Genomic DNA, 21,891 nt, shown 5'->3' on the forward strand with positions numbered 1-21,891 from the left:
CGGGATCATCATGACCAACCGCGCCCCGCACGGCGCGGCTGGACGAATTGAGCCGATTTATCTATAAGCCGGCCATTCCGACAGAGAATGCCGTGCTTCCGCGGGTTGCACCTCCGGCGCTCTGAGATTTTGAATTCGAGCATTTTTTGCAAAGGCGAGGTGATCCACCTGGCTGCAGAATGCTCTAGCCGAGAAGACGACAGGGGTGCCATGGCTGGCCATTCACAGTTCAAGAACATTATGCACCGCAAGGGCCGTCAGGACGCGGTGCGGTCGAAAATGTTTTCCAAGCTGGCGCGCGAAATCACCGTCGCCGCCAAGAGCGGCACGCCCGACCCATCGATGAACCCACGCCTGCGGCTGGCGATCCAGAACGCCAAGGCCGTGTCGATGCCGAAGGACAACATCCAGCGCGCCGTCAACAAGGCCTCGATGGGCGATGCGGAAAACTATGAAGCTGTGCGCTATGAAGGCTATGGCCCAGGCGGCGTCGCCGTCATCGTCGAGGCGCTGACCGACAACCGCAACCGCTCGGCGTCGAATGTGCGCGCGGCCTTCACCAAGGCCGGCGGCGCGATGGGCGAAACCGGCTCGGTGTCCTTCATGTGGGACCGTGTAGGCGAAATCTATTATCCGGCATCGGCCGGCAGCGCCGACAAGGTCATGGACGCGGCGATCGAAGCCGGCGCCGACGACGTGGAAACCGACGAGGAAGGCCACACGATCTATTGCGCCTTCGAGAATCTCGGTGAGGTGTCGAAAGCACTGGAAAGCTCGCTTGGCGAGGCGGAATCGGTGAAGCTGATCTGGCGGCCGCAGAACAATGTTCCGGTCGACGAGGAAAGGGCTCAATCGCTGATGAAGCTTGTCGCCACGCTCGAGGATGACGATGACGTACAAAGCGTCTACGCCAACTTCGAAGTCGACGACGAGACCTTGGCCAAGCTTAGCGCGGCGTGAGCTTCTGACCGTCACGCGGAAGTGTAGAGGAACACCATAGTCAAGGACTCCCCACCCAACGTATAGCTCAGTGAGTTGTCGGCGGGAGGGGAGATGACTGGCGACAGGCCTGAAGTTGCCACTGCGATGGCTTGGCCTCGCCGGGGTGGCATATGGCGTCGGTTCCTCGCTTTGGTCATCGACTACCTTGTCGTGATGATACCCCTCTATTTTCTGGTTGCTGGCCTGTTCCTGGTGGCCGGCGGTGGGGTGAAGGATCACTTCGTAGAAATATGCAGGTCGGGCAAGGTGCATGGCGGTCTGTTGCCCGAACGTCGGCAAGTGTGCAAATCTTATAACTTCGACGTTCCAGTTGCCGATTGGGCAGTCGAAAAAGCGAAGATGGCCCAGCTTGCAAAGTCAGAGACGGTTTCAATCAAAGTTGGTTCGGAGGAGACGTTTCGACTTACAACATTGGATCAGGGTTTACTCCAGTTACCCGCTCTGGCGATCTATCTTCTTGTCATGGAGATGGCCTTTGGCCAATCAGTCGGCAAGCGGGCTTTGGTGCTCGTCGTGTATGACCAGGATCACTGGCAAAGGAGAGGCCTGCCATTACAAAAGGCGTTTCATCGACAGCTTATCAAGTTTCTCGGCGCTTTCCCCCTCGTACTGACGGGAGCCTGGTCCGCCTTTCAGACCTGGAGGGGCGTTCCGACACCTGCGCCGAGCTATTTCTGGCTGGAAATCGTTACTACCTTGGCTTTGATCTGGCCGCTCTGGATCGGAATTTCGATAGCGTTGGGCCATGAGCCGATCCATGATCGAATCGCCGGCACAACCGTTCGCACTCGCGAGACACATGAATGAGCCTTTTTGAGAAACCTCGGATCGTCATCACCTATTGCACGCAGTGCCAGTGGCTGCTGCGTGCCGGCTGGATGGCGCAGGAGCTGCTCTCCACCTTCGGCACCGATCTTGGCGAAGTGACGCTGGTGCCCGGCACCGGCGGCATCTTCACCATCTCCTGCAATGAGGTGCTGGTCTGGGACCGCAAGCGCGACGGTGGCTTTCCGGACGCGGCAAAACTCAAGCAGCTGGTGCGTGACGTGATCGACCCGGATCGCGATCTCGGTCATTCCGACCGCAAGGGCCACACGCAGAAAGACCCCGCCTGAGCGGAGTCCCTTGCGTTTTGGAAGGCCTCCTTAGAGCAATGCGAAGATAAAGCAGGCCATCGCCATGACGGCGGTGATGGTACGGACGTGGTTCCACATCACCCATTGGCTCAGATGGTTCGCCCACACGGCGGCGCTGTTGCTGCTGGCCGGGTCGACGGCGGCAAGTGCATCGTTGAGCGGTACGTTGAAAACCATGGTCACGATCGGGTTGCCGATCACGTAGACCACCGCACCGGCAAGCAGCCAGTACGAGCCGGACTGGCTCCAGCCCATGATGGCGGCGGCGATAAGCACCAGACAGAGCAGTCCGGTGCCGAAGAGCGCCGTCATGAAGGTCGGCGTGATCACCGTGATGTTGATCGAATTCATCGCCGCGATGCCTTGCGGGACAGGCAGCCGGGCAAGCGCTGCCATGACGAAGTTGGAAAAGGCGAAGAACACGCCGCCGACGACGCCTGAGCCGATGGCGGCAATGATGGTGAGGGCAGGAAGAAGCTTGATCATCTCAGTTGCTCCAGATGCCGCTAGCGGCTGTTTCGGTTGCATAGGTTGAGAAGTCTTTCGGTGCACGGCCGAGCACGCGCTGGACGCCGTCGGCGAGCGACTCGTTGCGGCCGTCGAGCACCTGGGTGAACAGCTCGTTGAGCAGCCAGGCGAATTCGGGCGGCAGGTCGTGCGACGTGACGGAAGCCGTGAACTCGTCATGCGAAATTCTGACAAAGCGGATGTCGCGTCCTGCCGCCTTGGCAATCTCGGCGACCGCATCAGTGAAGCTCAACAGCCGCGGCCCCGTGAGCTCATAGAGCTGGCCGACATGACCGGGCTCAGTCAGCACGGCTTCGGCGGCGTCAGCGATGTCGTCGACATCGACAAAGGGTTCGCCGACCGGTCCGACCGGCAGTGCGACCTCGCCCGCCAGCAGCGGCTCGACGAGAAAGCCTTCGCTGAAATTCTGCGAGAACCAGGCGCAGCGCAGGATCGTCCAGTCGGCCCCGGAAGCCTTCAGCATCTCTTCGGCGCGCTGCGCCTCGTGCTCGCCGCGGCCCGACAAAAGCGCCAGCCGGCGAACGCCATGCCGCACGGCAAGGCGGGCGAAGGCACCGATCACTTCGGCGGCGCCCGGCACGGCGATGTCGGGATAGTAGCTGATGTAGACCGCGCTGACGCCCTCGAGTGCGGGAGCCCAGCTTGCGGGAGCTTCCCAGTCGAAACGAGGCGCGGCGGAACGGGAACCGATCCGTACCGGAATGCCGCGGGCCGTCAGCCGTTCGGCGAGACGGCGGCCGGTCTTGCCGGTGCCGCCAAGGATCAGAATTGGTTTGGTGTCGGTCATTGTGGTTTTCCTCTGTTGCAAAACATGAGTAATACTCACATTTGCAAAACGTGATAAACCCTCGTATTTTGCGAGTCAAGCCATTTCCTCGGCGATTTGCCGAATGCGTTTGTTGGAGACAGTCCATGGAAGGCACGCCGGCCAATGAGCAGATCGCTTCGCCACGGCGGGCGCCAAGCCAGCAACGCAGCCGCGAGCGGGTGGAGCGCATGCTGGCGGCCGCCTCGGCGCTGATCACCGAGCAAGGCAGCGATGCCATGCGCATGGGCGAAGTCGCCGAACGGGCAGGGGTGTCGATCGGCTCGCTTTACCAGTTCTTTCCCGACAAGCGGGCGATCATCTGGGCGCTGGCCGAGCGCTACACCGCCGAAAGCCAGGCCTGCATCTCGGCCGAACTCAAGGATGTCAGCGATGCCGAAGGCCTGCGGCGGGCTTTCTCGGAACTGGTCGATATCTATTACCGGCTGTTCCTGGCCGAGCCGGTGATGCGCGACATCTGGTCGGGCACGCAGGCCGACAAGGCGCTGCGCCAACTCGAACTCGCCGACAGTCGGGCTAACGCTGAATTCCTTGTGGCGGTGTTGAAGCGATTGCATCCCGGTGCCGACCCCGTCGCCCTGGAGACGACCGCATTTCTCGTCTGGCAGATGGGCGAGGCCGCGATGCGGCTGGCGATCTCGGTCGACCGGCAGGAAGGCGACAGGCTGGTCGCCGCCTACAAGCGCATGGCGCTGCGGGAACTGACCGGAGACTGAGTGGCACTGCGCGCGTTCATTTTCCACCCTCCGGCAAAGATGTGGCCGGCAAGGATGTGCCCGGCAAAGATGTCGCCGACATCGCGCCACCTGGCCGCTGGTGCTCAAGCCGCCAGGCTTTCGGGCTCAGGCCGGTGATGCGCAGGAACTCGCGGTTGAAGTTCGATTTGCTGAGGAAACCGGCGTCGAACATGATGCGGGTGATCGGTTCGTCCGTCGTCGCCAGCAGGCGGCGCGCCTCGTCGATCCTCTGGTTGTTGACGTATTGCGACACGCTCGATCCGTGGATGCGATTGATCGCCGACGACACTTGCCGTGCCGGCAGGCCGAGCCGCCTGGCGATGCGCCCAAGGTTGAGATCGACATCCTTGTAGAGTTCCTTCGACTGCATCAGCGCGTCGACCGCCGCCGCGATCGCGGAGTCTTCGCTGGTTGCGGTTTGCAGCCGAGGCTCATCCTCTTCTTCCTCGTCTTCGACCGGAGCGGTGGCTTCGCTGGCGACCGCGGCAGCACCGCCGAGAAGCAACAGCGCCAGAACGTTGCCGCCGGCAATCACCGCACCGGAATGAGCACCGCCGGTCCATTGCATGTCAAAACTGATGATGATGTCGGTGACCGGCGATGCGAGCATCGCCAGCGCCGTCACCCACAGCGACCGGTAGGACTGCAAGACGCCGTCGAGGCGTGATTCGACAAGGACATCCGGGCCGGCCAGCGCAAGCCAAAGAAGCGCGAGCCCGTACGATAAGAACACAAGGATGATGACCGGGCCGACCGGCTCGCGCCAGAAGACCAGCAGCAAGGCAACCAGGCAGGCCGGCAGCAGATGCGGCCACAGCCGTGCCAGGCGATGCTCCGATCGTTCCTTCGTCAAGCCGCTGAAGGCGATCCAGGCAAGCGGTGCGATCAGCGTCGCCAGCACCGACTGGACCGGCATCATGGCCCTGACGTCATAACCCCAGCGGATGCCGATCAGGACCGACTGCGAGGCATAGGCGGCCATCAGCAGCATGAAGGCGATGTGCTCGCGCAGATCGGCCTCGTTTGCGCGGATCATCTGCACAAGCAGGATCACGAGCAGCAGGGCGACGACGAACGGCAGGGGAATGAAGATCATGATCGCAAGCGTGGTTCCAGGGCTGGCAGCGACCGACAATGACCTGGATTGCGTTCACGGTCGTCCCGGATCGCGATCGAGGTCGCGGAAATCGACGTCCCGGGTCATTCCGACAGCGCCACGGTCCAGCCGGGACCGCCACACATGATCGGAGATATCAATGAAATCCGCAATTCTTGGCCTGCTGTCATTCGGCAGCGTCGTGCTTGCGTCACCGGCGAGCGGGGATGCCGGCAAGACACTCGATCTCTCCGGCGTGAGCGTCGTCGTCATATCGGGCGAAGCCAGTTCCGTCAGGCTCACCACTTCGGTCTCGGCGCCTTACCAGGCGACGATCGGCAGCCGCCGCGAAGGCTGGTTCGCGCGCTGGTATTCGAGCTGGTTCGCCAATGACTGCAGCCTTGCCGGCGACATGAAACTGGAGGCCTCGACATTGCGTATCGACGTTGCCTCCTCCTCATGGCTGGATCCCTCCGACTGCAGGGTCGAGATCAACGCCAACATTCAACCCGAAAGTTCGGTGTCGATCGACCAGGCAGCGCTGCAGGCCAACATGGCGGGCAATTTTCTCCACCATCGCCATAACCAGCAAGGCGGCCGATGTTTCGCTGGACGGGCATGCCTCGACCGTCGACCTCAGAGGCGACGCGCTGAAAGCCAGTCTCGCCTTTAGCAGCGTCAGGCAGGACGAAAACATCGCCATCACCGGCAAGGCGCTGGATGCCACGCTCTCCTTCGGCCAGGGGGTTGCGATCAGCTATTCGGTGACCGCAACGGCGTCCTTGGTCGACAGTTCGCTTATCAGCACCGCCGGCGCCAAGCCCTCGGTCGTCATCAAGGGCGACTTTGTTCGTGCCACCATTCGTTGAACAAAAAACCCGCCTCGAAAGGCGGGTTTTTGATCTACGGCAATGGCGAGATAGGCTTAGAGGCCGAAACCTTCGAAACGCTTCTTGAACTTCGACAGACGGCCGCCGCGGTCGAGCAGGGTCTGGTGGCCGCCGGTCCAGGCCGGGTGCGTGCTCGGGTCGATATCGAGGTTCATCGTATCGCCTTCCTTGCCCCAGGTCGAACGGGTCGTGTATTCGGTGCCGTCGGTCATGACGACCTTGATGGTGTGGTAATCGGGATGGATAGCGCTCTTCATGGCTCGGTTCCTGGCTTGCCGGCGCGGCTGACGGGCATAAGCCTGCGTCGATGCGCCTCTTTTTAAAACTCGAAGCCGCAGCTATTGAGGAGCCACGGCTTCTAAAACGGTCGGCGAGCCTATACATCAGGCGGAATTGAATCACAAGGCCGCGGCAAGCGCATATTGAAGCGCATAAAGCCGAAGCGGCTAGAGGAAACACCGAGATGGCGCAATCAAGCAGCGCAGACGAGCGCCGACGCTCGCTCAAGCCGCTCAGACGCCTGTTCCCCTATATCACTGGATATCGCACGCTGGTCGTCGGCGCCCTTATCTCGCTGACCATCGCGGCGGCAACGACGCTGACGCTGCCGCTGGCCGTGCGGCGCATGATCGACCATGGTTTCTCGTCGTCCAGCACCACCTTCATCGCCGAATATTTCGCGGCACTGGTGGCCATGGCCGCGGTGCTGGCGGCGGCATCGGCCGGCCGCTACTATTTCGTCATTACGCTCGGCGAGCGCGTCGTTGCCGATATCAGGCGCGACGTCTTTGCCCATGTGACGACGCTATCGCCTGCCTTCTTCGACACCGCCCAGTCGGGCGAGATCGTGTCGCGGCTCGCCGCCGACACCACACAGGTCAAGTCGGCTGTAGGCGCCACGGCTTCTGTCGCGCTGCGCAACGTCATCCTTGGCCTCGGCGCGGTGGGAATGATGGTCATCACCAGCCCGAAACTGTCCAGCCTGGTTATAGCGGCCATACCCGTGATCGTGTTGCCGCTGGTTGCCTTCGGCCGTTCGGTGCGGCGCAAGTCAAGGCAGGCGCAGGACACGCTTGCCGATGCCACAGCCTATGCCAGCGAGCAGATCGGCGCGGTGCGCACGCTGCAGGCCTTCACCAACGAGAAGCTGGTCACCAGTCATTTTTCGGGCGCGGTGGAGGCTGCCTTCGAGGCAGCGCGCGCCTCGATCTTCGCGCGCGCCTTTCTCACCTTCTTTGCCATTTTCACCATCTTCTCATCCGTCGTCGCGGTGCTCTGGTTCGGCTCGCGCGACGTCCTCGAAGGCACGATATCGCCGGGTACGCTGGGCCAGTTCCTGCTCTATTCGGTGTTCGCCGCCGGCGCGCTAGGCGCGCTGTCGGAAGTCTGGGGCGAACTTGCCCAGGCGGCGGGTGCTGCCGAGCGGCTGACCGAGATCCTGGCCGAGAAGCCGGCGATTCAGGCGCCGGCCGATCCGAAGCCGCTGCCGGCGGTCGCCAAGGGCGCGATCGTCTTCGACAATGTCTCCTTCTCCTATCCGGCCCGGCCCGACCGTGCCGCCGTCCATGGCTTGAGTTTTCAGGTCATGCCCGGCGAGACGGTGGCCATCGTCGGCCCCTCGGGGGCCGGCAAGAGCACGGTCTTTTCGCTGATCCTGCGCTTCTACGACCCCGAAACCGGCAAGATCCTGATTGATGGCGTCGACGTGCGCGAGGCCGATCCCGTCTCGGTGCGCGAGCGCATCGCCATCGTGCCGCAGGACGTCACCATCTTCGCGGCAAGCGCGCGCGACAATATCGGCTTCGGCCGGCCGGGTGCCGGCAATGCCGAGATCGAGACGGCGGCGAAGGATGCGCTGGCCGACGAATTCATCCTCAAGCTCGAGAATGGCTATGACAGCCAGGTCGGCGAGCGCGGCGTGACGCTGTCCGGCGGCCAGCGCCAGCGTGTGGCGATCGCCCGCGCCATCCTGCGCGACGCGCCGATCCTGCTGCTCGACGAAGCCACTTCGGCACTCGACGCCGAAAGCGAGACGCTGGTGCAGACGGCACTGGAACGGCTGATGCAAGGCCGCACCACCATCGTCATCGCCCACCGGCTGGCGACGGTGCTGAAGGCGGACCGAATCCTGGTCATGGATGGTGGCCGCATCGTCGAGGAAGGCACGCATCAGAGCCTGGTCGCCAAGGGCGGCATCTATGCCAGGCTGGCCAAGCTGCAGTTCGAGACCGGCGCCAGCGCCTTCAGGGGCGCGGCGGAATAAGCGCTTCCGATATACCGGTCAATTCGCCTCGGTTTCGGCATAGCCGAAATTGTAGCTCCATGAGGCGTTGTCACTCATCTTCCTGCGCGACCTCAGATACGAACCGATGTCCTTGGCGGGAACCCGATCGCCGATCGTCTTGAGAAACCAGTCGACCTGGAATTCGGTCGGCGTGCTCGACCAACGCGCCTTGAAGGCGACATAGGGCGTAATCACGTCGTCGGACTTTTCGGGGCCGACAAACGCCGCCTTCAGGTTCCGGACGATGCACTGATGGCGCTTGAACATCGGGTTGCCGAGCCAGATCGGCCCGGCCCGGCCAACCAGGTCCGGCTCCGGCAGATTGCTGATGCCGACATCCGCCTTCAGTGGGAAGTTCTTGACGAGATCATCGGCGTCGAGATCCTCGGCCGGAAGCGCGTAGGATTCGACCGTCATGACGACGTTGCCGTCACGATCGTCATGTGTCGACAAAGGTGCCAGGCTGGTCATTCCGGGATATTGCCGGTTGTAATACTGGAGATAGTCGTCGGCGAGCTTGGTGGCCGATTGCGAAACCAGCCTGTAGCGCATGGAGTCGGCATCGGCGTCCCGATAGGTGGTGCTGACCGTCAGCTTGAGCGCCTCGCCCTTGAGTTTGGGAAAGTCGAACGCCTCGCTGACGAAAGTGGTCGGCTGGAAAAGCTCCTTGCGCTCCATCCTCTCCATCTGCGCTTTGCCGGCGATAACAGGCAAGGCAAAGCCATAGTCCGGCGAAACAAGGTTTTCGGCCCGGCCGCCCTGCAGATAGTTGGTCGCATCGATCCAGTAGGTCTGGCTTTTGATCGTTGCCTTGACGATGACGTGGTCGAAGGCGCGGATCGTCGGCAGCATGTCGCCAAGTGCCAGTCCGCCGTTGAGGTCGGTCAGGGCCGGATCGGCCTGAACGCCGAGCCGGCGCAGGCTGGAGGCAAGAAGCAGGGCCTTGTCCTTGCAGTCGCCGAAGCCTGAGGCGATGACGGTGCCGGGGCTGCGAGGAATGTAGGAGCCGCGGCCCATCGACAGGCTTACATAGCGGATGGTGTCCTGGACCAGCCGCATTGCCTCGATCATCCGGTCTTCCGGCCTGGCGTATCTGGCGGCAATGTCATCGAGCTTCGATGCGAAAGCGGCCGGCAGTTCCTGGTCGAGCCGATAGTAGGGCAACATCGCATCGACAACGTCCTGCCATTTGGCTGTCGAGGAGATCTGGATCGTCGGATAGGTCAGGAAATCCGCCGGCAGGTTTTCCTCTGATTTGACCGGGGCAGGGTTGACGCTTTGCCAGGTGTAGGATTTCGACGCGCCGTCGGTTTTGACATCCGGCTGGATGTCGGTGCGGACCTGGCGGATGTTCAAGGGCTGGCTTGCCGGCCAGGTCACCTTCTCGCGGATGAGCGCGATGGGTTCGCCCCAGGCCATGGCGACCGAGTGGAAAAACAGATCGGCGCCGACGATCGGTGTCCTGACGGTGGTCCGGCCATAGTCGATGATGTCGCCGACACGGACATCGTCGACATTCACATAGGCCGTGAGCCAGCCGTCGAACAGGCCTTTCTCGGCGTCCTTCTCGCGCCGGAACACGTCGAACGTGGCCCCTGGCAGCCGGTCGATGACCACGCCGTCGCGGATGATGTTCAGCCAGTTCATCGTCACCTGCGACGTCGCCGGGTCGAACTCGAAATTTATGGCAGCGCCGCGCTCGAGACCGGTGCGGTCGACTATCCTGTAGGCGTAGTGGTCGAAGGCCTCGATGCCGCCGGGCTGCTGCCGGATCTGATATTCCGAGACAAGATTGGAGATGCCGTTCTTGATCTGGCTGTCGAAATGCGGGTCTGCCTTGGGGAGTTCGATCCGGTCGATCCAGGCGCCTGGGCTGCCTTTGTGGATTTCTGTGTCGGCTAGGGCCGGCGCGCAGAAAATCGCGAAGGCAATCAAGACGACAAGCCGTGTGATCGCAGACAATGTCACCGGAAAGTACCCGCCCTTATGATCCGCACGCTTCGACAGATATCGTCGGATACCACCAGTGATAGAAAAGTGGAGGCGATCCCGCAAGACATTGGAATTCGGGCGTCGTCCGATAAAGCCGAGTCATCGCCTTGTTTGCGGGCTTGCGTCGACGGTCAGCGAAATCGGGATGGCATGACGGCCGATCTCATGCTCCGTAGCGTTGCTTCAGGTGATTGACGAAATACACGGCGTTGAGTTTTTCGCCGGTGGCGCGTTTGAGCAGGTCCGGCGTCGACCAGCGCGACCCCTGCGACCATATCTTCTTGCGGCGCCAGTCGTTGATTGCAGTGAAATTCCCTTTCGCCAGTTCGTCGTCGGCGGCAGGATGCTCGCGCGTCAGCGCGGCCCATTGCTGCGCCGCCATCATCGCGCCCAGCGTATAGGACGGGAAGTAGCCGAAGGCGGCGCCCGGCCAATGCACGTCCTGCATCGGCCCGTCGGCCGGATTGTCGATGGTCGAGAGGCCGAGATAGTCGCGCATCTTGGCGTCCCAGGCTTCGGGGAGATCAGCCACCTCCAGCCTGCCCGAGACCAGTTCCTGCTCCAGCTCATAGCGCAAGATGACATGCAGCGGATAGGTCACCTCGTCGGCGTCGACGCGGATCAGGCCGCGCTCGACGCGATGCACATGCGGCAGGAGATCGTCGAGCGACCAGGCCTCGCCGAGATGCTTTTCCACCACCGGCAGCGCCCAGCGCCAGAAGGCGGGATTGCGGCCGATCTGCTTTTCGACGAACAGGCTCTGGCTTTCATGCACGGCCATGCCGCGCGCCTTGCCGAGTGGCCAGTGCGACCATGCTTTCGGCAGGTTCTGCTCGTAGAGCGCATGGCCGGTCTCGTGCAGCACGCCCATCAGCGCCGATAGGAAATCCGATGTCTTGTAGCGGGTGGTGATGCGCACGTCGCTGGGCACGCCGCCGCAGAAGGGATGGTGCGAGACCGACAGCGAGCCGTGCGTCAGGTCGAAACCGACCGCCGCCATCATGGCAAGGCCAAGCTCGCGCTGCTTGTCGATCGAGTAGGTGCCCGAAAGCGGCTTCAGCGGATGCTTGCGCAGCCGCGCTTCCTGGATCGCCAGCGCCTCCGGCACGAAGCCTTTGAGGAAGGCCTTCAGGTCGGCAAAGACGGGGGTGATGTCTGCGGTGCGGTTGCCGGGGTCGAATTGCTCCATCAGCGCATCGTAAGGGGCGAGGCCGAGCACGGCGGAGCGCAGAGCTGCCTCCTCACGCACCAGCGCCACCACGCCCTCGAGGGCCGGCTGGAAGCCGGCCCAATCGTTCTTGGCGCGCAGGTCGCGCCACAGCTGCTCGCAACGCATGCGCGCCGTCGTCTGGCGTTCAACGAATTCGACGGGCAGGCAGGTCAGGTTGGTGTACTGCCGCCGCAGTTCGGCGAGAGCCGCGCGCTGCTCGTCGTCAAGCACCTCGCCTTCGGCGGCGGCGATCCAATCGGCGATTTCCGGTACGGTTGCCCTGGTGTGGTACATGCCGGCCAGTGCCGCCATCGCCTCGGCTCGCTTTTCGCCGCCGCCGACGGCCATATGCGTCGCCTCATCGGCACCGAGAATGGCCAGCGCATGCTCAAGTGCTTCGAGCTTGTGACCGAGGTCGTCGAGTTTCTGAAAGGACATGGCGGGTTCCGTGATTGAGGACGGCGCGAAAAAGACACCAACGCCAAAGCGTTGGCAACCCTCAGAGCAGTTCACCGTTTCACGGAAACAGTAAGCTGCTCTGACTCTTGTTTTGACGCAATTCCTGTGGGGAAAGCGCTACGCGCCTTTCGCGGGAAAACCGCTTCACACTTCTCCTGGAATTGCTCCAGATACCGTCCGGCAGATGCGCCTTGCGCAGGTGATGCCACACATGAAATGCTGCCGGCAACGCATGAAGGGGGAGCACATGATCGGCAACATCCTGGTCGGGCTGGTGGCCTTGATCCATGTCTACATCGTCTATCTCGAGATGGTGCTCTGGGACACGCCGCGCGGGCACAAGACATTCCGCCTGACGCCGGAATTCGCCAATGCCTCGAAGGTGCTGGCCGCCAATCAGGGCCTCTACAACGGGTTCCTCGCCGCTGGCCTGATCTGGGGGCTTTATCTCGGCACTGCGGGTTTTCAGGTCAAGGTTTTCTTCCTGTTGTGCGTGGCGATTGCCGGCCTCTACGGCGCGGCAACGGTCGGCCGCAAGATCCTGTTCATCCAGACCGTGCCGGCGGTGGTCGCCCTGATCACGGTCTGGCTTGGTTGGTAGGCAGGCTGGGCTGGTGAGGAAAAAGGACGCCCGCGGGATTGGGGTCCCGAAGGCGCCAGGTGTCCCTTCCTCTGAACGTTTCCAGACGGGATCGCCCTGAGACTCCTTATTTCAACGCAATTCCGGACGGAAAACCGTCCACACTTTTCCTGGAATTGCTCTAGCCGTTCGGATAATTTCCGCCGTCGGAGCCATCACCCATCATGAAGGCGCTGCCGATATCAATCCTCAGCCGCTGGTCGACACGGTCGAGATGGCTCAGCAGGTCATGATACTGCGCGGCCGGTATCCTGCCGTGATCCGACGCGGCAATCTTCTCGGCCGCCTGGCGGATCTGGTTGGTGCGCATTTCCAGGTGTTCCGCCACGGCCGGGGTGATGTTGTTGGCCTGCCTTGCGTCGACGATGCCCTGGCGGACGCCTTGAGCCTGTTCAATGAGGGCTTCGACGCGCGGACCCGTCAAGTCGCTCGGGTTGGTGGTATCGAGAACGCCCTTGTGATGGCCCGCGGCGTAGGCGCCGGCGAGCGGAATGGCGATGAAGAATGCGGTCAGTGCTGCAGTTCTGAGCGTGGGGTTAAAAGAGCGCATCGTCGCGTCTCCTCCAGAAGAGGAAGGCAGCGGTTCTTTCGCCTGCCTTCCAGCCGTGGGCCGTCGGGTTCCGTCGCGTCGCGATGGGAGGCATCGCCGGCGGTTCTCGGCCCTGCGCGGCAAGCTAGGAGCGCTTTCGCGCGAAGTGTAATTAAAAAAAGATAATCTTTTCAGACCTTGCCGGCCTCGGTCTGCGCCCTAGAGTTGAGCCGACGAACAAGTTCGCGTGACGTTTCCGTGATGATGAATCACCGTTCGGTGAGCTTCAGTTCAATGCGGCGATTCTTGTTGCGTGCCTCGTCGGTGTCGGCGGGGTCGAGCGGCTGGAACTCTCCGAAGCCGGCGGCGACCAGCCGGTTGGCCGGCACGCCGTTCTCGATCAGGAACTTGACCACCGAGGTCGAACGCGCCGTCGACAGTTCCCAATTGTCGCGATAGCGGCCTGTGCCGGAGAGCGGCTTGTTGTCGGTGTGGCCATCGACGCGCAGCACCCAGTTGATCTCGGGCGGAATTTCCTTCTGCAGTTCGATGATGGCGTCGGCGAGCTTCTTCATCTCGACCTTGCCGGCATCGTTGATCACTTCGGACCCGGTCGGGAACAGCACTTCCGACTGGAAGACGAAGCGGTCGCCGACGATGCGGATGTTTTCGCGGTCGGCAAGAATCTCGCGCAGACGCCCGAAGAAGTCGGAGCGGTAACGGTTCAATTCCTGCACGCGCTGTGCAAGCGCCACGTTCAGCCGGCGGCCGAGGTCGGCGATCTTGGTGTTCGAATCGCGGTCGCGGGTTTCGGATACGTTGAGCGCATCCTCGAGCGCGCCGATCTGCTTGCGCAGTGCCGCGATCTGCTGGTTGAGGATTTCGACCTGGCTCAGCGCCTGCTGGCTGATCTGGCGCTGGTTGTCGAGTTCGCCGCCCAGTTCCGCGGCACGCTGGTTGGCGGCGTCGCCGGCGCCGGCACCTTGCGCCAGCAATTGTTCGAGCCGGCTCTTCTCCGCCTCCGCGGCCGATAGCGACGCCTGCAAATTGGCGAGCGAATCGTCCTTGTCCTGCGCCGTCGAGCGCTCCAGCGCCAGAAGCTGCGTCAGTTCATTGATCTGCGAGTTGAGGCGTGTGAGCGCCGTATCCTTGCCGGAGAGTTCGCGGCCGAGCAGGAACTGCGCCAGCACGAAGACGGTGAGCAGGAACATGATGGCCAGAAGCAGCGTCGACAGCGCGTCGACAAAGCCCGGCCAATAGTCGATGCGGCGGTCGGTACGCCGGCCCCTGGCAAGCGCCATGTCAGTGCACCCCGGGCTTCTTCAGGGCTTCGGCGATCTTTTCCAGCGTGTTGCGCATCGCCTTCTGCTCATCCGACTGAGCCTCGACCCAGTCGCGCATGATCTGCTGCTCGGAGCGCATGTTCTTGACCAGGCCGGAAATGCCATCGGCGAGATTGGCCATGGCGGTGGCGACACGCGGATTGGAGCCGCCGCCATTCTCCTGCATGCTGCGCAGCCGTTCCGACAGCACACGGATCTCGTCGGAGGATTCGGTCTTGGCCGGGTCGGAGACGACGATGTCAGACGACAGATCCGTGACCGAGGACAGCCAGTTCTCAAGCTCGGTGTAGAAGCGGGTCTGGGCGCGGCCCGCCTGCAGGTCGAGGAAGCCAAGTACGAGCGAGCCCGACAGGCCGAACAGCGAGGACGAGAAGGCCGTGCCCATGCCGGCCAGCGGCGCCGACAGGCCCTGCTTCAGCGAATCGAGCACCGCCGCCGCATCACCCGTGCCGGGGTCGAGCGATTCAATGGTCTCGCGGATCGAGCCGATCGTGTTCAACAGGCCCCAGAAGGTGCCGAGCAGGCCGAGAAACACCAGCAGGCCGACGAGATAGCGCGAGGTGTCGCGGCTCTCGTCGAGGCGCGTGGCGATGGAATCGAGCATGGTGCGCATCGAACTGGTCGAAAAGGCCGTCGCGGAGGAGCGGCCGATCATCGCCTTCATCGGCGCCAGCAGAACCGGCTCTGTTGTCTCCGAGCCGGCACGGAAGGAGTTGACCCAGCGCACCTCGCGAAACAGCCGCCCGACCTGGGCAAAGGCCAGCAGGATGCCGACCACGAGCACGCCGACGATCAGGCCGTTGAGCCCGGGATTGCTGCCGAAGGCGGTCGAGATCTGGCGGGTCAGGATGGCGGCAATGAAGGCGACGATGGCCAGGAAGATAACCATGGTCAGCAGGAAGACCTGCGGACTCGACAGTTTATGCGGATCGTAGATCAGGACGTCGGAGCGCCTGCCCATGCCGAAGGATCTGAGAAAAGCCATCCGTGCCCCGTTTCCGATGCTTTATTTGCCTTTACGCAATTCCGAACGGGAAACCGCTCACACTTTCCCTGGAATTGCTCCAGCGCCGCCGATCACGTAGTTTGGTGACTCTAAACGGAATTGTGACCAAATTGAATGGCGCTTGGCAATATTGCCGTGGGGCTAGTATGCAACCCGCCCGATCCGAAATGGAAACCGAAATCGGTTTCCATGATCAGAGACGATTGATGACCAGACAGTCGACCATGGCCGCCAGATGCAGGCCGGCGCCGGTGACGACGAAGCCATGCCACAGCGCATTGTGGAAGCGCAGCCCCTTCCAGGCGAAGAAAATGACACCGCAGGAATAGACGACGCCACCGGCGATGATCAGCGCAAGCGATGTCGTCGGCAGGGTCTGGACAAGCGGCTTTGCGAGAATGATGCCACTCCAGCCGATGGCGAGGTAGAAGACAACGGCCAGCCGGTCGAAGCGGCCGGGGAAAAACACTTTTATGGCAATGCCCGTGGCGGCCGCTGCCCACACCAGGACGATCATCCCGCTGGCCAATGGCGAGCCATCGAGCTGGGCAAGAAAGGGCGTGTAGGTGGCCGCGATCAAGAGATAGATCGCGGCGTGGTCGAAGCGCCGCAAGACCCATTTCGCCGGCGACGTCACCGGCCACAGATTGTAGGTCATCGATACCGACAGCACGGTGAGCAGTGAAACGACGTAGAAGGCGGCGGCGATGTATTCGCCCGGCCCAACCCGAAACGCCGCCAGCGCCAGCAGCGCCGAGCCGGCCGCGATCGCCAGCACGATGCCGACAGCATGAACGATGCCGTCGGCGATCATCTCCGCGCGGGAGTAGTGCCAGCGCCCGATAAACGGGATTTCGAGTTGCGACGGTGTGTTGGTCATCGATCGTCCTGTGTCACCCCTAATCTGGGCAAGCACCGGACAGTATTTCAAGCTTTGGTGGCGGTTTTGCGACTGCGGCCCTTCAGCGCGCCGTGCCTGTCAGCGCGCCGAGAGAGGCTTCTTCACGGCCTTCAGCAAAGCGCGCTGGATGACCTCATTGCCGGCGACCACCGAGCCGTTGTCGAGCATGTCCTGTCCGCCATCCATGTCCGAGACGAAACCACCGGCTTCGCGGATCAAGAGCAGGCCGGCGGCGATGTCCCAGGCCGACAGGCCGGTTTCCCAAAAGCCGTCCATGCGGCCGGCGGCGACATAGGCGAGATCGAGCGAGGCTGAACCAAGCCGCCTGATGCCGGAAACCTCGGCCATGACGTTGCGCAACTCGACCAGGAAATTGCCGTGGTGGCCGCGTCCCAGATGCGGCATGCCGCAGCCGATCAACGTGTCGACCAGCTTGATGCGGCCGGCGACGCGCAGCCGGCGGTCGTTCATGAAAGCGCCACCGCCGCGCTCGGTGGTATAGAGCTCGTCCATCGCCGGGTTGTAGATGACCCCGGCAACGATCTGGCCCTGGCGTTCCAGCGCGATCGAGACGGCGAAGAGCGGAATGCCGTGCAGGAAATTGGTGGTGCCGTCGAGCGGGTCGACGATCCAGCGATGCTGGTTGTCGTCGCCTTCCACCACGCCGCGCTCTTCCATCAGGAAACCGTAGCCCGGGCGCGCCTTCGACAGCTCGGCAAACAGAATGTCCTCGGCCTTGCGGTCGGCCTGGCTGACATAGTCGCCCGGACCCTTCAGCGAGACCTGCAGGTTCTGGACCTCGCCGAAGTCGCGCGACAGCGATCGGCCGGCCTTCATTGCGGCCTGGACCATGACGTTGAGAAGGGCTGAGCGTGCCATAGTGCTTCTTCCTGCTGCTGCGCGTCAGTCCGCGCGGCGCACGTAAGTGATTTCGTTGGTGTCGACGATGATGCGTTCGCCGGCGCCGATGAAGGGCGGCACCAGCACGCGAATGCCGTTCTCCAGCACCGCCGGCTTGTAGGAGGATGCCGCCGTCTGGCCCTTCACCACCGGATCGGCCTCGGTGATGGTCAGGGTCACATAATCGGGCAGCGAGATGCCGATCGGCCTCTCCTCATAGAGCTGAACCGTCACCATCATGCCGTCCTGCAGGAATGCGGCGCGGTCGCCGACGAATTCCTTGTTCAGCTCGAGCTGTTCGTAGCTTTGGGTGTCCATGAACACCAGTGCGTCTTCCTGCGCGTAGAGGAAGGAAAAATCCTTCAGGTCGAGGCGGATCTGTTCGACCGTCTCGGCCGAGCGGAAGCGCTCGTTGAGCTTGGTGCCGTTGATGAGGTTCTTCAGTTCGACCTGGTTGTAGGCGCCGCCCTTGCCGGGCTTGACGGTGTTGGTCCTGACCGCCACCCAGAGGCCGCCATCGTGCTCGATGACGTAGCCGGGACGGATTTCGTTGCCATTGATCTTGGCCATGATGATGGGATCCGGAATGAGATTTTCGCCGGGACAAGCGATTTAGGGGCTCCCAAGACCACAAATCGCCCGGAGAGGCAAGGGAGCGATCAGGAGTTGGCCCGGCGTCGGGCGGCCGCACGGGCCGACGTCAGGGCAGGCGGTTCGCCTTCTGCAGGGCCTCCTTGGTCTGGTCGTCGCTCAACCCCTGCAGAAAATCGTCCATGTCGGGATCGATGAGACCGGCGCGGCGGGCAACGATGTACCAGGCGCCGGCGAGCACCAGGTCGGGATCGGTGCCAATGCCTTGCATATAGAGTTTTGCCAAGCGGTTCTCGGCGGCGACATTGCCGCCTTCGGCGGCCTGCTTCGTCCAGCCGAAAGCCGATTTCAGGTCGCGGGCGCCGCCCCGGCCCTCGATCATCCAGGCGGCGAGATCGATCTGCGCGGTGTCGTAGTTCTGTCGTGCGGCCTGTGCCAGCAGGCGCCTTGCCTGGGCGTCGTCGCGTGGCTTGCCGCCGACACCGTTGGCGTAGATCTGGGACATGGCGTATTGCGCGTCGGCGAGGCCGGTCGCGGCGGCGCGCTCATAGTAGGTGGCCGCCTTGGTCAGGCCCGCGTCGCCGGGATCCTGCTGGACCAGCATCTGCGCGAAATTGAACTGCGCCAGCTGGTTGCCGGCTTCGGCGGCGGCCTGCATCAGCGCGTAGGCCTCTTTCGTGTCTTTCTTGACGTAGCGGCCGTCGAGCAGCATCAGCGCATACTGGAACTGCGCCTCCGGTACGCCTTGCTCGGCGGCAAGCGCATACCATTTGGAGGCATCCGCCGCGTTCAACGGCACGCCGAGCCCGCGCGACAGGATCTCGGCCACCAATGTCTGCGCCGCCGGGTCGCCGTTCTGGGCACGCACCAGCGCGAGGTTGTAGGCCGTCTTGTAGAGCCCGCGCTGGAAGGCGCCATAGGCCGCGTCCGCCGGCTTGGCCCCGAAGCGGTCGGGATTGACGCTGTCGACCGAGGGCAGCGGTGCGGGCTCCGCCGTGGTGGCCGGTTGCGGCAGCTGCTTTTCGATCGGCTTGTCGGTGTGCACGCCTGTTTCAGGCTTGGGCTGCGGCAAGGGTATGGTTTCGGCGGCGGCGGCCTGGATCATGACCGCTGCAAGCAAGGCCTGAAGGGGAAGCCTTACCGGAGCCACATCAGTCCTCGAAGCGCGGCGCGGTTTCGTCGAGCAGCGCATTGGCCTGGGCAATCGTCGCTTGCGGATCGACGCCGTCGGCAAACACCGCGCTCGACAGCGCGACGAATTCGGCGCCGGTGGCGGCCACTTCCTCGATGGAAGCCAGATCGGACCCGGCCATGACGATGCAGGGGATCTGGATCATATCAGCCCACCATCGCCCCAGCGACAGGTTGCGCGGGTGCGGCTCGGGCTTGTTGTCGTAGCCGAAGCGGCCGAAGAAGATGTAGTCGGGCCGCGTCTCGCCAAGCTCAAGCGCGTCGTCACGCGTCTTGGCGCCGCCGGCGCCGACCATCATTTTCGCCTGAAAATGTCCGATCGTCTCGGCGAGTTCGGCCTTGGAAACCTCGACATGAATGCCGTCGGCCTGGACCCGGCCCGCTATGCGGGTGTCGCCGGCGATGATGACGGCGACGCCCGCGGCCTGAGCCGCCGGCACGATCTGTTCGGCGAAGGCCTGGAAGGAGGCCTCGTCCATGCCGTTCTCGGGCAGGATCAGCGAGGCGACGTCACCGCCGTCGAATGCGGTGGCGATGCGGGTGGCCGGCACGCCGGACGGCGCGATCAGCACGATGCGGCAGCGATTTGGGGGTGTGGCGTCGTTCATGGTTCTTCGATCCCGGGTTTCGCCTATGCCGGGCGAAGATGGTTGGATTGCGGCATAGAACAAACTGCCCGCTTTGAACAGGCGGGCAGTCGGGATCGCGTTTCTGGACCGCCGGGTGGCCGGTGTGCTGCCCTACTTGACCGGCTCAGGGCTCACGGCGGACGGTTTCGACTTCCACAAGGTCCAGCCGAGATTCATGCCGGCCGCCGCCGTCAGGATCAAAGCGGCACCGACGATCTGGCTGAGATGCAGCCGATGGCCGAAGGCTGTGACATCGACCAGGATGGCGACGACCGGATAGATGAAGGACAGCGATCCCTGCAGATGCGTCGGCAACTTCTGGATGGCGCCGTACATCAATATGTACATCAGGCCGGTGTGGACGATGCCGAGCGTCGCCAGCATGGCCCAGCTCCATGGGTCGGCCGGAAGATGCGACAGACTGGCGAAGGGCGCCAGCATGACGACACCGACGCAGACCTGGATGAGCGCGATCAGATGCGGCGGCGTGCCCTTGAGCTTCTTGGTGGCGATGGCCGCGACGGCCCAGAAGAAGGCCGCCGCCAGCGCCATGAGGATGCCGGCAAAATAGTTGGTGCCGACATCGCCGGCGTCAGGCGCGGCCTCGACGATCAACACCATGCCGGCGAAGGCTATTGCCAGCCATGTCAGCTTGGTCAGCGTCAGGCGTTCGGCGAAGAAGAGCGCGCCGAAGCCGACCAGCATGAAGGGCTGGGTGTTGTAGACGGCGGTGGCGATCGAGATCGACGCGCGTGAAAAAGCGCTGAACAGCAGCAGCCAGTTGATGACGATGGCGGCACCGCCAAGCGCGGCGAGGCCGATGACGCGCAACGACAGTTTGTTGCGCAACAATCCGAGCGATGCGCAGATGACGAGCAGCGTCACCGCGCCGAATGCGCAGCGCCAGAACACCACATCCATGATGGGCTGGCCGGACATGACGACGAACCATCCGATCGTGCCCAGGATCGCCATTGCTGCCGACATTTCGACCGTGCCGCGTACCGTATCGTTCATGATAGACCTCTGAGTCAGTTGAGGCGGCATAATCTCATGCAGCGTGGGCGCTTTCCATCTGATAGAAAAGGCCGTATGAGAAGATGGCCTAATTATATTAGGAAAATGCTACGAATTCGCGAGAAATCTGAAATGCTTGACGATCTCGACCGAAGAATCCTCGAAATCCTGGTGAAGGATGCACGGACCTCGCTGAAGGAGTTGGCCGCACAGGTCGGACTGTCGTCGCCGAGCGTTTCGGAGCGGCTCCGGCGGCTCGAGGAGCGCGGCGTCATCCGGGCGTTCACCGTCGAGATCGATCCGCTGGCGCTCGGCTATACGCTGCAGGCGATCGTGCGCATCAAGCCTTTGCCGGGCAAGCTGCACATCGTCCAGAAGCTGATCGAGGAGATCGCCGAGTTCGGCGAATGCGACAAGGTGACGGGTGATGACTGTTTTGTCGCCCGGCTGTTCGTGCGCTCGATCGGCGACCTCGACGGCATTCTCGACCGCATCGCCGACAAGGCCGAGACCAGCACCGCCATCATCAAGGCGCAGCCGATCCGGCGGCGGCCGCCGCCGCTCGGGGCACCATCATCGTCTTGACTCCGTATGGCCGTGGTGGAAATGCGCTGCAGGTCCGATGGATGATGGGCTGAGAGACGAGGAAGACATGGCGCAGAATATCTATGACCAACCGGAGTTCTTCGCCAGCTACAGCCAGCTTGGCCGGTCGGTCGAAGGCCTGGAAGGTGCTGCCGAATGGCCGGCGCTGCGCGCGATGCTGCCCGATGTCGGCGGCTTGCGAATTGTCGATCTCGGCTGCGGCTTCGGCTGGTTCTGCCGCTGACGCGCTGATCCGGTCGGATTTCGCGATCGGACATGTCGAGGAATTCTGTCCGACAGCCGCACAGATCGCGGCCAGGCCGGAACTGGCGGAAGAACTCGAGCGGCCGATGTTCCTGCTGGTCTCGGCCCGGCGCTAGGGCACGAGCCGGACATTGG

Annotated in this window: 24 protein-coding genes and 1 pseudogene; 10 read left to right on the plus strand and 15 right to left on the minus strand. The window is 62.9% G+C overall.

From position 1 onward, the window contains the following. The first annotated feature begins 210 nt into the window (after positions 1 to 210). From AC56QX_RS08250 to AC56QX_RS08260, 3 genes are all read left to right on the plus strand, one after another. Positions 211 to 960, plus strand: a complete 750-nt coding sequence (locus AC56QX_RS08250) for a YebC/PmpR family DNA-binding transcriptional regulator (RefSeq protein ID WP_497115125.1) — start codon at positions 211 to 213, stop codon at positions 958 to 960. Between the two features lie 93 nt (positions 961 to 1,053). Continuing rightward, positions 1,054 to 1,809 (plus strand): RDD family protein, encoded by a 756-nt coding sequence (locus tag AC56QX_RS08255; RefSeq protein WP_497115127.1) that lies wholly within the window; start codon positions 1,054 to 1,056, stop codon positions 1,807 to 1,809. Beyond that, a complete protein-coding gene (locus AC56QX_RS08260) occupies positions 1,806 to 2,117 on the plus strand; it encodes an Rdx family protein (RefSeq protein WP_497115129.1) in 312 nt (103 codons plus the stop codon). Before AC56QX_RS08255 ends, AC56QX_RS08260 begins: the two co-directional genes overlap by 4 nt. 30 nt (positions 2,118 to 2,147) lie before the next feature. Here AC56QX_RS08260 and AC56QX_RS08265 read toward each other — a convergent pair whose 3' ends face one another. Continuing rightward, complete coding sequence (locus tag AC56QX_RS08265; RefSeq protein WP_497115131.1) at positions 2,148 to 2,624, minus strand: anthrone oxygenase family protein; 477 nt, start codon at positions 2,622 to 2,624, stop codon at positions 2,148 to 2,150. A gap of 1 nt (position 2,625) precedes the next feature. Then, entirely contained in the window at positions 2,626 to 3,453 is an 828-nt protein-coding gene (locus AC56QX_RS08270; protein ID WP_497115133.1) for an NAD(P)H-binding protein, read from the minus strand. A 125-nt stretch (positions 3,454 to 3,578) separates the two neighbouring features. On the opposite strand from AC56QX_RS08270, the gene AC56QX_RS08275 reads away from it, so the two are divergent. Beyond that, positions 3,579 to 4,208, plus strand: coding sequence for a TetR/AcrR family transcriptional regulator (locus AC56QX_RS08275; protein WP_497115134.1), 630 nt, complete (start codon positions 3,579 to 3,581; stop codon positions 4,206 to 4,208). 16 nt (positions 4,209 to 4,224) lie between these two features. On the opposite strand, the gene AC56QX_RS08280 is transcribed toward AC56QX_RS08275, so the two are convergent. Beyond that, positions 4,225 to 5,325 carry a helix-turn-helix domain-containing protein gene (locus AC56QX_RS08280; RefSeq protein WP_497115135.1) on the minus strand — a complete coding sequence of 367 codons (1,101 nt, stop codon included), beginning with the start codon at positions 5,323 to 5,325 and terminating at the stop codon, positions 4,225 to 4,227. A gap of 160 nt (positions 5,326 to 5,485) precedes the next feature. On the opposite strand from AC56QX_RS08280, the gene AC56QX_RS08285 reads away from it, so the two are divergent. Then, positions 5,486 to 5,998, plus strand: a complete 513-nt coding sequence (locus tag AC56QX_RS08285) for a hypothetical protein (protein ID WP_497115137.1) — start codon at positions 5,486 to 5,488, stop codon at positions 5,996 to 5,998. A gap of 252 nt (positions 5,999 to 6,250) precedes the next feature. On the opposite strand, the gene rpmE is transcribed toward AC56QX_RS08285, so the two are convergent. Further along, positions 6,251 to 6,472: a 50S ribosomal protein L31 gene (gene rpmE, locus AC56QX_RS08290; RefSeq protein WP_027031640.1), complete on the minus strand. Its 222-nt coding sequence runs from the start codon at positions 6,470 to 6,472 to the stop codon at positions 6,251 to 6,253. A gap of 206 nt (positions 6,473 to 6,678) precedes the next feature. On the opposite strand from rpmE, the gene AC56QX_RS08295 reads away from it, so the two are divergent. After that, the gene (locus tag AC56QX_RS08295) at positions 6,679 to 8,478 is read left to right on the plus strand and encodes an ABC transporter transmembrane domain-containing protein (protein WP_497115139.1); all 1,800 of its coding nucleotides are present in this window, start codon (positions 6,679 to 6,681) and stop codon (positions 8,476 to 8,478) included. 18 nt (positions 8,479 to 8,496) lie between these two features. Here AC56QX_RS08295 and AC56QX_RS08300 read toward each other — a convergent pair whose 3' ends face one another. Beyond that, a complete protein-coding gene (locus tag AC56QX_RS08300) occupies positions 8,497 to 10,467 on the minus strand; it encodes a DUF3857 domain-containing protein (protein ID WP_497115140.1) in 1,971 nt (656 codons plus the stop codon). Positions 10,468 to 10,654: 187 nt separating this feature from the next. Further along, positions 10,655 to 12,139: a carboxypeptidase M32 gene (locus AC56QX_RS08305; protein ID WP_497115142.1), complete on the minus strand. Its 1,485-nt coding sequence runs from the start codon at positions 12,137 to 12,139 to the stop codon at positions 10,655 to 10,657. A 268-nt stretch (positions 12,140 to 12,407) separates the two neighbouring features. On the opposite strand from AC56QX_RS08305, the gene AC56QX_RS08310 reads away from it, so the two are divergent. After that, positions 12,408 to 12,761 (plus strand): DUF1304 domain-containing protein, encoded by a 354-nt coding sequence (locus AC56QX_RS08310; RefSeq protein ID WP_497115144.1) that lies wholly within the window; start codon positions 12,408 to 12,410, stop codon positions 12,759 to 12,761. A 160-nt stretch (positions 12,762 to 12,921) separates the two neighbouring features. Here the strand turns inward: AC56QX_RS08310 and AC56QX_RS08315 are convergent, their stop codons facing one another. The 9 genes from AC56QX_RS08315 to AC56QX_RS08355 form a co-directional block, all read right to left on the minus strand. Beyond that, complete coding sequence (locus AC56QX_RS08315) at positions 12,922 to 13,350, minus strand: hypothetical protein (protein ID WP_497115146.1); 429 nt, start codon at positions 13,348 to 13,350, stop codon at positions 12,922 to 12,924. A gap of 248 nt (positions 13,351 to 13,598) precedes the next feature. After that, on the minus strand, positions 13,599 to 14,630 hold the full coding sequence (locus tag AC56QX_RS08320) for a peptidoglycan -binding protein (RefSeq protein ID WP_497115148.1): 1,032 nt from the start codon (positions 14,628 to 14,630) through the stop codon (positions 13,599 to 13,601). Between the two features lies 1 nt (position 14,631). Beyond that, on the minus strand, positions 14,632 to 15,657 hold the full coding sequence (locus AC56QX_RS08325) for a MotA/TolQ/ExbB proton channel family protein (RefSeq protein WP_497115151.1): 1,026 nt from the start codon (positions 15,655 to 15,657) through the stop codon (positions 14,632 to 14,634). Between the two features lie 214 nt (positions 15,658 to 15,871). Then, positions 15,872 to 16,558, minus strand: coding sequence for a PAQR family membrane homeostasis protein TrhA (gene trhA, locus AC56QX_RS08330; RefSeq protein WP_497115153.1), 687 nt, complete (start codon positions 16,556 to 16,558; stop codon positions 15,872 to 15,874). Positions 16,559 to 16,657: 99 nt separating this feature from the next. Beyond that, positions 16,658 to 17,458, minus strand: coding sequence for an inositol monophosphatase family protein (locus AC56QX_RS08335; protein WP_497115155.1), 801 nt, complete (start codon positions 17,456 to 17,458; stop codon positions 16,658 to 16,660). Between the two features lie 24 nt (positions 17,459 to 17,482). Beyond that, entirely contained in the window at positions 17,483 to 18,049 is a 567-nt protein-coding gene (gene efp / locus AC56QX_RS08340; RefSeq protein WP_477444620.1) for an elongation factor P, read from the minus strand. Between the two features lie 130 nt (positions 18,050 to 18,179). Next, entirely contained in the window at positions 18,180 to 19,175 is a 996-nt protein-coding gene (locus AC56QX_RS08345) for a tetratricopeptide repeat protein (RefSeq protein WP_497115157.1), read from the minus strand. 46 nt (positions 19,176 to 19,221) lie between these two features. Then, positions 19,222 to 19,869, minus strand: a complete 648-nt coding sequence (locus AC56QX_RS08350) for a thiamine phosphate synthase (protein WP_497115159.1) — start codon at positions 19,867 to 19,869, stop codon at positions 19,222 to 19,224. 132 nt (positions 19,870 to 20,001) lie between these two features. Then, a complete protein-coding gene (locus AC56QX_RS08355) occupies positions 20,002 to 20,907 on the minus strand; it encodes a DMT family transporter (RefSeq protein ID WP_497115161.1) in 906 nt (301 codons plus the stop codon). Positions 20,908 to 21,039: 132 nt separating this feature from the next. Between AC56QX_RS08355 and AC56QX_RS08360 the strand changes: the two genes are divergently transcribed. From AC56QX_RS08360 to AC56QX_RS08370, 3 genes and pseudogenes are all read left to right on the plus strand, one after another. After that, complete coding sequence (locus AC56QX_RS08360; protein ID WP_497115162.1) at positions 21,040 to 21,492, plus strand: Lrp/AsnC family transcriptional regulator; 453 nt, start codon at positions 21,040 to 21,042, stop codon at positions 21,490 to 21,492. Between the two features lie 67 nt (positions 21,493 to 21,559). Beyond that, positions 21,560 to 21,733: pseudogene (locus AC56QX_RS08365) on the plus strand (SAM-dependent methyltransferase); the annotation flags it as partial. Continuing rightward, positions 21,678 to 21,872, plus strand: coding sequence for a hypothetical protein (locus AC56QX_RS08370; RefSeq protein ID WP_497115164.1), 195 nt, complete (start codon positions 21,678 to 21,680; stop codon positions 21,870 to 21,872). The pseudogene AC56QX_RS08365 and the gene AC56QX_RS08370, both read left to right, overlap by 56 nt. The last annotated feature ends 19 nt before the right edge of the window (positions 21,873 to 21,891 follow it).

The sequence above is a fragment of the Mesorhizobium sp. RCAM 06353 genome (assembly GCF_059683585.1).